This is a genomic window from Balnearium lithotrophicum (assembly GCF_900182585.1).
Classification (GTDB): Bacteria; Aquificota; Aquificia; order Desulfurobacteriales; family Desulfurobacteriaceae; genus Balnearium; species Balnearium lithotrophicum.
In genome coordinates, this window is record NZ_FXTM01000033.1 from 1 (window position 1) to 9,087 (window position 9,087).

A 9,087-nucleotide genomic window follows, 5' to 3' on the forward strand; every position below is an offset into this window, starting at 1 on the left:
ATCTGAGGTTGTCTTACTCTGTGGGGTCTTTTGTTTCTGTCTTTGAGGCCTTCTAAACCGTACTTTTTGTATCTATTTTTCCATTTGTAGAAGGTAGTTGGACTTATTCCGAAGTATCTGCAGGTTAGTCTTGCATTTTGGTGTTTTTCGTAGTGTTGAATCCATTTAAGTCTTTTTCTCACGTTTGGGTCTTTTGTTAGGTCGAGTTTGGTTTTGATTTTCGTTCCTCTTTTGATTGTTTTTTTGAAGGGTGTATTTGATATGTGCAGGGATGTTCCTTTGAATTTCTTTAATTGTTTCATTGGTGGACACCTCCTTTTGTTGGAGTTCAAATCTTATTTTAGGGTGTCCACCTTCTTTCTGAACTTCAACAGAGCTACGGGCGCACAGACAAAAGGTAAAATAGGCTTCACAATTAGTCATGTCAACCGTAGGAGGTAAGAATGCTGAGATTCCTCACAGCCGGAGAGAGCCACGGAAAGGGGATATTTGCCTATTTGGAGGGAATTCCGGCAAACTTTCAGATAGATTTTGAATTTATAAACGGGGAGCTCTCCCGCCGCCAAAGGGGGTACGGCAGGGGAGGAAGGATGAAAATTGAAAGGGACAGAGTTGACTTTTTGTCGGGTGTAAGGTTGGGTAGAACTTTGGGAAGTCCTATTCTAATGGCAGTATGGAACAGGGACTACAAGAACTGGGAAGATATTATGAAATCTGAACCTGGGGAGCTCCCTGAAGATAGAAAGGTAACAAGACCCCGCCCCGGACATGCAGACCTTTCCGGGGTTCTGAAGTACGGATTTAACGACGTTAGGAACGTCCTTGAGAGGTCCTCAGCCAGGGAAACTGCAGGGAGAGTTGCAGCCGGAGCCCTCTGTAAGAACGTTTTAAGGGAGTTGGGCGTAGAGATTGGAAGTTACGTAGTCTCCATAGGGAGGGTTGGAGTTCCAAAGGAGCTCTATGAGGACCTTCCGTTCAAGGAGAGGTTTGAGAATGCTGAAAGGTCTGAGGTGAGAATTCCCGTTTTAGACCCCTCACTTGAGGAGGAGTTTAAGAGGGAGATTGACTCTGCAAGGAAGTCTGGGGAGAGTTTGGGCGGAATTTTTGAGGTCTTTGCCTTGGGTTTACCCCCAGGGATAGGAAGCCATACCCAGTGGGACAGGAGGTTGGATGGAAGGTTGGCCCAATCTGTTGTTTCAATACAGGCCATAAAGGGGGTGGAGTTTGGAGCAGGCTTTGAGGCAGGAAGACTACCAGGTTCTTTCGTTCACGATGAGATTTTCTACTCTGAAGGTAGGGGATTCTACAGGGAGACAAATCGGGCAGGGGGATTGGAAGGTGGTATGACAAACGGTGAGCCCATCGTCCTGAGGGCCGTTATGAAGCCCATACCTACACTTTACAGTCCATTAAGGAGTGTTGATATTAAAACTAAGGAGCCGTTTGAGGCATCAATTGAGCGTTCCGACGTCTGTGCCGTTCCTGCAGCTTCTGTTGTTGCTGAGTCAATGGTTGCAATAACCCTACTTTCGGCAGTACTTGAGGAGTTTCCGTCCTCAAACTTTGATAGACTAAAGGTAGCTTGGGAGCTCTACAGGAGAGAAGTTAAAAACTTTTAGGAGGTTGAAGGTGTTTGAGGAGCTAAAGGATTCTGTCGTTTTGGTTACCGGAGGAACGAGGGGAATAGGTAGGGCAATAGCAGAGAGGTTTAAAAGTGTCGGGGCGAAGGTTTATATAACAGGAACGAACGATGAGAGAACTAAAACAGCTGCAGAAGAGATTGGCGTGAATGGATTTAAGATGGACGTTACGGACAGAGAGGAGGTAAAAAGAGTAGTAAGTGAGATTCTTGAATTGGAAGGGAGGATAGATGTCCTTATAAACAATGCAGGTATTACGAGGGATACCCTGTTTATTAGAATGAAGGATGAGGATTGGGACAGGGTCACCGATACCAACCTAAACGGCGTTTACAACGTTACAAGGGCTGTCGTTCCGTCAATGGTGAAAAAGAGGAAAGGAAACATCATAAATATCTCATCTGTTGTTGGTTTTACCGGAAACGTCGGGCAGGTTAACTACTCTGCTACAAAGTCGGCCCTCGTGGGCTTTACAAAGTCGCTGGCAAAGGAGTTGGGAGGAAGGGGAATTCGTGTAAACTGTGTAGCTCCAGGTTACATAACTACGGACATGACAAAGTCCATTCCCGATAAAATTAAGGAGGAGCTCCTAAAGTCAATTCCTCTAAGGAGGGAAGGAGAGCCGAGGGAGATTGCCGATGTTTGCCTCTTCTTGGCTTCTAATATGGCCTCCTACATTACAGGAACTGTAATTCACGTAAACGGTGGACTTTTTTAATCCTGAGATTATAATTCCAGATTTGACAATTAAAACTTAACGGGAGGTTGAAATGGAAAACATTGAAGAAAAGGTAAAGGAAATCATAGCGGATAGGTTGGGTGTTGACCCAGATGAAGTTACTCCTGATGCATCATTCATTGAAGACCTTGGAGCAGATTCCCTTGATACAGTTGAACTCGTCATGGCTCTTGAGGAGGAGTTTGGAATTGAGATTCCCGACGAGGATGCAGAGAACATTAAAACCGTTGGAGACGCAATAGAGTACATCAAGAGCCACCTCTAATTTTCAATCTCTTTTGATACCAAATGAAAGCCCCTTCTCGGGGCTTTTTAATTTTGACTTAACTCAAACCCTTTCCAACTAAATCCACCTACTTTTAGCTTAAACCACAGTTTAGGAGTTATTTATGGCTTTAATCAGAAAAGAAGACTTACCAAAGGTTGGTTATCAGGGAATGAACTTTGTTCATGAAAAGGAGCTTGATATTCTAAATGAGCTCTATGACTCACTTAAATCGGGAAGTAGTTTAGAGGAAATAGATAAGCTCTTTGAGGCCTTCATAAGGGACGTTGAGGAGCACTTTGCCTATGAAGAAGACCTTATGAGAAAAGCCTACTTCTTTGCATACGACTGCCACTCTGGTGAGCATAGGAGGGTTCTTGAAGAGCTCTACAACCTAAGGAAAAAGTGGAGAAAAGAGAAAAATCCGGAAATTCTCATTGACTACTTTGAAAATACCTTTAAGCCCTGGATAGAGGAACACATCCTAACAATGGATACAGTTACTGCTGGATGGCTTTTAAGAGTTATGGGTGGAATTCCCGTTTAACAACGTTGACGACTGCTACTGCAAACTCCCTCTCGTGGGAAATGGAGAATAGGAGCTCCTTCCCCTCTATTTCCTTTCTCAACTTTAGCTTAATCCTCCTCCCTCCTCCTAAAACGGAAACGTCTTTAAAACCGACCTGTATGCCAACTTGGGATAGTGCCTTTATAGTGGCCTCTTTTAGGGCGAACCTCGCTGCGATACACCCGTGGAGTTCTCCCTTTCTCTTTTTGAAACAGTAGTCAATTCCCTCAGGAAATACCTTTTTTATAAACCTATCACCAAATCTCTCGTAAGTATCCTTAATTCTTTTAACAGAAACGATGTCTATTCCTATTCCAACAATCATTATTTATTAATCAGTTTAATCATTTTTTCTACCGCCTCCTTTAAGCCAAGGAGAACAGCGTTTGCAACTATTGAGTGTCCTATGTTGAGCTCCTCAATTTCTGGAATTTCTACAACTTTTTTTACATTTTTGTAGGTTAAGCCGTGACCCGCGTACACCCTCAATCCTAAACCCTTTGCAAACTTAGCAGCTTCCTTCAGCCTTTCAAGTTCCTCCCCAACCTTCTCCTCGTTGTTTTCAGCAAAGGCCTCTGCGTAGGCTCCTGTGTGGAGTTCCACGGCATCCGCTCCAATCTCAGAAGCAGCTTTAATCTGCTCCTTGTCAGGGTCTATAAATATGTTTACAGTAATTCCACCATTTTTTAGCCTTTCCACTACTTCTTTAATCCTTTCTTTTTGAGAAAGGACATCCAATCCACCTTCTGTTGTAACCTCTTCCCTCTTCTCTGGAACGAGGGTAACTTGGTGTGGCTTTACAGAAAGGGCTATCTCAACCATCTCATCAGTCGGTGCCATTTCAAGGTTGACTTTAGAGTGAATAACTTCTTTAATGGTCTTTAAGTCCCTTTCGTTTACGTGTCTTCTATCCTCCCTAACGTGGAGTGTTATCTGGTCTGCTCCTGCAAGGTCTGCAATTACTGCTGCATGAACGGGGTCGGGCTCAAAAGTTCTTCTTGCATTTCTAACAGTTGCCACGTGGTCTATGTTCACTCCCAATCTGATCTTCTTCCTCATACTTCTCTCCAAATTTTTGTTTTTAAGTATAAAATAGTCTGACGGAGAAAAGATGAAAAAGGGATTTACACTTTTAGAGGTTCTTGTTGCCGTTGCGATAGTCGGCTTTGCATTTGGAACGTTCATTGCCTTTGCAGGAAAAATTGTTGATACCACAGACCTTCTCTTCAAGACAACTCTATCGTCAGTTGTAGCTCACAACTCCATAAATGAAATACTCTACGGGGGAAAGAGCTTTAACGATAGAAAAGTTGATATTCTAAACTGTACAGTTGAAGTCAATCAGGACTTTGAAGAGCTTATGGGTTTTAGAGTTACAAAGGTTGAAACAGGAACGGAGGACAGGGGAAAACTTGCAGAGGTCTACGAGGTTAGATAAGGGATTTACGCTTTTGGAGCTCCTCTTAGCTGTCGGAATTTCGGCCTTTGTTTTAGTTGTTAGTTACAGTTTTTTCAACTTTATTGAAAAGGCCGGAAGGTCTGCCTCTGAGAATGCGGAACTCCAGTCGTTCATTCCTTCCATCTTCTACCTCTTTTTGAGGGACTTTAATTCAATAAATACATCCTACGGTTCTCCTCAATTAGTTAGGGATACGGATGGAAACGTCAGGTGGTTGGAGTTTTTTACGGAGAACTGTTACTACTTTAAGGGAGTTTGCAGGGTAAAGTACTGGCTTTACAAAAACGAAAGGGAAAACTGGTTAATTAGGAGTGAGTACAGAATAAACTCTGAGACCTCTGGAATTGATTTTCCTGTAACTTCAAGAGTTAAGGAATTTGAAGTTTACAGACTTTCTGGAGGAGATTGGGTGAAGGGAGTTGATACCAATCTTTTAAAGATTGTTCTTAAACTGAATAAGGGGGGAGAACTCCCCCTCGTTTTTAAAATTAGAAGTTGAACATCTGGCTTATGGATTCACCGTAGTGGATTCTCCTTATTGCCTCTGCAAGCATTCCTGCAACTGTTAGAACTTTAATTCCCTCAAACTCCTCCTTCAGAGGGATTGTATCTGTAACTACAACCTCTTTTATAAAACCTTCCTTGATGGCTCCTGTAAGTCTTTCAATGGCCGGACCTGAAAAGACAGGATGGGTGCAGGCTGTATAGACTTCAAGAGCTCCCTTCTCCTTGATTGCCCTCGCAGCATTAACAATTGTTCCTGCTGTGTCAATTATGTCATCAACTATGATTGCCCTTTTACCTTCTACCTCACCTATTATGTTCATAACCTCTGAAACGTTTGGCCTTGGTCTTCTCTTATCAATTATTGCTATTGGTGAGCCTAAGACCTTTGCAAAGTTTCTCGCCCTTGCAACCCCTCCAATATCCGGGGAAACAACAACTGTGTCCTCACCACCCATTCCTTGCCTTAAAAAGTAGTCGGCTATAACGGGCCTTGCTTCAAGGTGGTCAACAGGTATGTCAAAAAATCCCTCGACCTGTTTGGCATGAAGGTCAATTACAACAACGTGGTTGACTCCCGTTGTCATAATTACATCTGCAACAACCTTTGCACTGATTGGGTCCCTCGGGTTTACCTTCCTGTCCTGTCTCCCGTAGGCATAGTACGGAATAACTGCCGTTATCCTTCCAGCTGAAGCTCTTTTGAGGGCATCGGCAAGAATCAGGAGCTCCATTATGTTGTCGTTTGCAGGTCTACACAGGGATTGAATGATAAATACGTCACAGTCCCTCACACTTTCGTTGATTACGACCTGAATTTCACCATCGCTGAACCTTCCAACGGTTACATCTGCAAGGGGAATTCCAATCTTTGCAGCCACCTTCTTTGCAAGTTCTGGATTTGAATTTCCGGTCATGAGTTTGACCTGTTTCATCCTTCCTCTCCTTAAAGGGATTTGAACTTTTCCTTGAATGCCCTTATGTTCTCTGAAATACTGCCCTTGAAGACCCCAGAACCAGAAACAATGACCTCTGCTCCTGCCCTTAAAACCGGTTCAACGTTGCTCGGTTTTATTCCTCCATCAATCTCTATCAGTAGGTCCGGATTGAGATTATCCTTCATCTCCCTCAGTTTCTCAATTTTTCTTAAGGATGTTGGTATGAACTTCTGACCTCCAAATCCCGGATTAACGGACATAATTAGGACGAAGTCTAAAAAGGGAAGGATTTCCTCCAAAAAGGATACGGGAGTTGAGGGATTTAAAACTATTCCCGCCTTTGCTCCAAGTTCTCTTATTTTCTCAACAATTCTGTGGTGGTGAACTGCAGCCTCGAAGTGAAAGGAAATCCAATCTGCCCCAGCCTTTATGAATTCCTCCACGTACTTTTCAGGTTCAACAATCATAAGGTGAACGTCCAAGGGGAGCTCTGTTACCTTCCTTATAGATTCAACGACTGGTATTCCTATAGTAATATTTGGAACGAACCTTCCATCCATAACATCAACGTGGAGAAGGTCAGCTCCTTCCCTTTCAACCTCTTTTATGTCCCTTTCAAGACAGGCAAAGTTTGCAGAGAGAATCGACGGTGCTAAAAGTGGCATTCTACCTCCAGATTTTCTGGGGGGAATTTTATCAAGATTTTGGAGGATTTACAGGAATTTACAGTTTTGGAGGGATTGTTCAAAGGGAGGTTTTTAGGAGGGAATTTTTTGGAGAGTTAAATAAAAGGAGCCCCGAAGGGCTCCTATCTATTAGTATTCAGGCATTGGTGGTACGTTCTTCTCTTCCTTTTCGGGAATTTCAGTAACAGCAGCCTCTGTTGTCAGGAGGAGTCCAGCTGCAGATGCAGCATTTTGAACGGCAATTCTCTCTACTTTAGCAGGGTCAATTACTCCAGCCTCTACAAGGTTTTCAAATTCTCCTTTCCTTGCGTTGAATCCCCACTCTACGCCCTTTTCCTTAATGAACTCCTTAACTTTCTCTACAATTACCTGTCCTGCATATCCTGCGTTATCTGCAATCTGCCTTAGAGGAGATTCTACGGCCTTCTTAACAATCTCTACTCCGTGCTTCTTGTCAATTTCACCTTTTTCATCAAGCTCTTTTATAAGGTCATCTAACTTCATTGATGCAGCAAGTAGAGCTGTTCCACCACCAGGAACAATTCCCTCCTCAACTGCTGCCCTTGTAGCGTGGAGGGCGTCTTCAACACGAGCTTTCTTCTCCTTAAGTTCAGCCTCTGTAGCAGCACCAACTTTGATTATTGCTACACCACCTGCAAGTTTGGCAAGTCTCTCTTGGAGTTTTTCCTTGTCGTACTCAGATGTAGCCTTTTCAAGTTCAGCCTTGATTTGCTTAATTCTTCCTTCAATGTCCTCAGGCTTACCTTTACCGCCGATGATTGTTGTGTGCTCCTTATCAACAACAACCTTATCAGCTTGACCAAGCATATCTAATGTAACGTTTTCAAGCTTAATTCCAAGGTCTTCAAGAATAGCTGTTCCTCCTGTGAGGATTGCAATGTCCTGGAGCATAGCCTTTCTTCTTTCACCAAATCCAGGAGCCTTAACTGCACAAACTTGAAGTGTTCCACGTAGCTTGTTTACTACGAGAGTTGCGAGGGCTTCTCCCTCTACATCCTCAGCAATTATTAGGAGAGGTCTTCCTTCCCTTGCTACTGCTTCAAGTACAGGTAGGAGCTCCCTAATGTTGCTTATCTTCTTACCGTAGATGAGGATGTATGGATTCTCAAGAACACACTCCATCTTTTCAGGGTCAGTTACAAAGTATGGAGATAGGTATCCCCTATCAAACTGCATACCTTCAACAACTTCAAGGGTTGTTTCAAGTCCCTTAGCTTCTTCAACAGTGATAACACCCTCTTTTCCAACTTTATCCATAGCCTCTGCAATGAGCTCACCAATTTCCCTGTCGTAGTTTGCAGAAATTGTAGCTACCTGAGCAATCTGCTCCTTTGTTTCAACAGGCTTAGCAATCTTCTTAATCTCGTCAACAATTACCTTAACAGCTTCGTCGATTCCCCTCTTAACCTCGATTGCGTTGTCTCCAGCTGTTACGAACTTGAGTCCGTCGGCGTAGATAGCCTGAGCAAGAACTGTAGCTGTTGTTGTACCGTCACCTGCCTTATCGGCAGTCTTTTGAGCTACCTCTTTTACAAGTTGAGCTCCGATGTTTTCAACAGGGTCTGGAAGTTCAATTTCCTTAGCTACTGTAACACCGTCCTTTGTTACAAGTGGAGAACCAAACTTCCTCTCAAGAACTACATTCCTTCCACCAGGTCCCATTGTAGCCTTAACTGCATTTGCAAGTTTATCTACACCTGCCTTTATCTTCTGCCTTGCTTCATTGCTGAAAATTATTTCCTTTCCAGCCATCTCTCACCTCCCTCTTTCAGTTTTAATTAGTCTTCAACGATTGCCAAGATGTCTTCTTCTCTGATGACAAGGAGTTCTTCTCCATCGAGTTTAATTTCGTTTCCGGCATACTTGCTGAATAGAACCTTGTCTCCAACCTTAACTTTTAAAGGCCTAATTTCACCGTTATCAAGGAGTTTTCCCTCTCCAACGGCAATAACTTCTCCTATTTGAGATTCCTCCTTAGCTGTGTCAGGAAGGATGATTCCTCCACTTGTCTTTTGCTCAACCTCAATTTTCTTAACGACTACCCTATCGTAGAGTGGTTTTAACTTCATCTCGCCCTCCTCTTCCCTTTGGTTTTGTTTTTAGCACTCACCATTAGTGAGTGCTAATTGCTGTCAATAAAGTTATACACTGCTCTCTGGAGTGTCAAGTGGTTGTTCTCGTTCAATACATGGTGGACACCCTGGAGTTTTTTAATATATTCCTCAAACTTCTCTACTGGAGTCTTATAACCAAGACCTTGATGAGGC

13 protein-coding genes are annotated in these 9,087 nt (G+C 43.2%); 6 read left to right on the forward strand and 7 right to left on the reverse strand.

Annotated elements, in window-relative coordinates; genetic code table 11:
- A partial coding sequence (locus FN732_RS09005; RefSeq protein ID WP_142933554.1) for a helix-turn-helix domain-containing protein occupies positions 1–302 on the reverse strand: 302 nt, incomplete at its 3' end.
- A gap of 141 nt (positions 303–443) precedes the next feature.
- Between FN732_RS09005 and aroC the strand changes: the two genes are divergently transcribed.
- The 4 genes from aroC (at position 444) to FN732_RS09025 (ending at position 3,191) form a co-directional block, all read left to right on the forward strand.
- Positions 444–1,619 carry a chorismate synthase gene (aroC, locus tag FN732_RS09010; RefSeq protein WP_142936218.1) on the forward strand — a complete coding sequence of 392 codons (1,176 nt, stop codon included), beginning with the start codon at positions 444–446 and terminating at the stop codon, positions 1,617–1,619.
- 10 nt (positions 1,620–1,629) lie between these two features.
- Positions 1,630–2,358 carry a 3-oxoacyl-[acyl-carrier-protein] reductase gene (gene fabG / locus FN732_RS09015; protein WP_142936219.1) on the forward strand — a complete coding sequence of 243 codons (729 nt, stop codon included), beginning with the start codon at positions 1,630–1,632 and terminating at the stop codon, positions 2,356–2,358.
- Positions 2,359–2,410: 52 nt separating this feature from the next.
- Complete coding sequence (gene acpP / locus FN732_RS09020; protein ID WP_142936220.1) at positions 2,411–2,644, forward strand: acyl carrier protein; 234 nt, start codon at positions 2,411–2,413, stop codon at positions 2,642–2,644.
- 124 nt (positions 2,645–2,768) lie between these two features.
- A complete protein-coding gene (locus tag FN732_RS09025) occupies positions 2,769–3,191 on the forward strand; it encodes a bacteriohemerythrin (RefSeq protein WP_142936221.1) in 423 nt (140 codons plus the stop codon).
- Here FN732_RS09025 and acpS read toward each other — a convergent pair.
- A complete protein-coding gene (acpS, locus tag FN732_RS09030) occupies positions 3,169–3,537 on the reverse strand; it encodes a holo-ACP synthase (protein ID WP_142936222.1) in 369 nt (122 codons plus the stop codon). The two genes, FN732_RS09025 and acpS, sit on opposite strands and share 23 nt — an antisense overlap.
- Entirely contained in the window at positions 3,537–4,271 is a 735-nt protein-coding gene (locus FN732_RS09035; protein WP_142936223.1) for a pyridoxine 5'-phosphate synthase, read from the reverse strand. The genes acpS and FN732_RS09035 overlap by 1 nt, the downstream gene beginning before the upstream one ends.
- 52 nt (positions 4,272–4,323) lie before the next feature.
- Here FN732_RS09035 and FN732_RS09040 point away from each other — a divergent pair, with 52 nt between their 5' ends.
- Both FN732_RS09040 and FN732_RS09045 read left to right on the forward strand, forming a co-directional pair.
- Entirely contained in the window at positions 4,324–4,650 is a 327-nt protein-coding gene (locus FN732_RS09040) for a prepilin-type N-terminal cleavage/methylation domain-containing protein (protein ID WP_142936224.1), read from the forward strand.
- Positions 4,625–5,170 carry a prepilin-type N-terminal cleavage/methylation domain-containing protein gene (locus FN732_RS09045; protein ID WP_185954311.1) on the forward strand — a complete coding sequence of 182 codons (546 nt, stop codon included), beginning with the start codon at positions 4,625–4,627 and terminating at the stop codon, positions 5,168–5,170. The genes FN732_RS09040 and FN732_RS09045 overlap by 26 nt, the downstream gene beginning before the upstream one ends.
- On the opposite strand, the gene FN732_RS09050 is transcribed toward FN732_RS09045, so the two are convergent.
- From FN732_RS09050 to groES, 4 genes are all read right to left on the reverse strand, one after another.
- Entirely contained in the window at positions 5,160–6,110 is a 951-nt protein-coding gene (locus FN732_RS09050) for a ribose-phosphate diphosphokinase (RefSeq protein ID WP_142936226.1), read from the reverse strand. The two genes, FN732_RS09045 and FN732_RS09050, sit on opposite strands and share 11 nt — an antisense overlap.
- 11 nt (positions 6,111–6,121) lie before the next feature.
- Complete coding sequence (gene rpe / locus FN732_RS09055) at positions 6,122–6,778, reverse strand: ribulose-phosphate 3-epimerase (RefSeq protein ID WP_142936227.1); 657 nt, start codon at positions 6,776–6,778, stop codon at positions 6,122–6,124.
- Positions 6,779–6,928: 150 nt separating this feature from the next.
- Positions 6,929–8,572 (reverse strand): chaperonin GroEL, encoded by a 1,644-nt coding sequence (gene groL, locus FN732_RS09060; protein ID WP_142936228.1) that lies wholly within the window; start codon positions 8,570–8,572, stop codon positions 6,929–6,931.
- A gap of 26 nt (positions 8,573–8,598) precedes the next feature.
- On the reverse strand, positions 8,599–8,889 hold the full coding sequence (groES, locus tag FN732_RS09065; protein ID WP_142936229.1) for a co-chaperone GroES: 291 nt from the start codon (positions 8,887–8,889) through the stop codon (positions 8,599–8,601).
- Positions 8,890–9,087 lie beyond the last annotated feature (198 nt).

Bases quoted from the DNA above. Each gene is read 5' to 3' on its own strand.
- rpe (WP_142936227.1), bottom strand. From the start codon at position 6,778: ATGCCACTTTTAGCACCGTCGATTCTCTCTGCAAACTTTGCCTGTCTT.
- groL (WP_142936228.1), bottom strand. From the start codon at position 8,572: ATGGCTGGAAAGGAAATAATTTTCAGCAATGAAGCAAGGCAGAAGATA.
- FN732_RS09040 (WP_142936224.1), top strand. From the start codon at position 4,324: ATGAAAAAGGGATTTACACTTTTAGAGGTTCTTGTTGCCGTTGCGATA.
- FN732_RS09035 (WP_142936223.1), bottom strand. From the start codon at position 4,271: ATGAGGAAGAAGATCAGATTGGGAGTGAACATAGACCACGTGGCAACT.
- FN732_RS09025 (WP_142936221.1), top strand. From the start codon at position 2,769: ATGGCTTTAATCAGAAAAGAAGACTTACCAAAGGTTGGTTATCAGGGA.
- aroC (WP_142936218.1), top strand. From the start codon at position 444: ATGCTGAGATTCCTCACAGCCGGAGAGAGCCACGGAAAGGGGATATTT.
- acpP (WP_142936220.1), top strand. From the start codon at position 2,411: ATGGAAAACATTGAAGAAAAGGTAAAGGAAATCATAGCGGATAGGTTG.
- groES (WP_142936229.1), bottom strand. From the start codon at position 8,889: ATGAAGTTAAAACCACTCTACGATAGGGTAGTCGTTAAGAAAATTGAG.
- FN732_RS09050 (WP_142936226.1), bottom strand. From the start codon at position 6,110: ATGAAACAGGTCAAACTCATGACCGGAAATTCAAATCCAGAACTTGCA.
- acpS (WP_142936222.1), bottom strand. From the start codon at position 3,537: ATGATTGTTGGAATAGGAATAGACATCGTTTCTGTTAAAAGAATTAAG.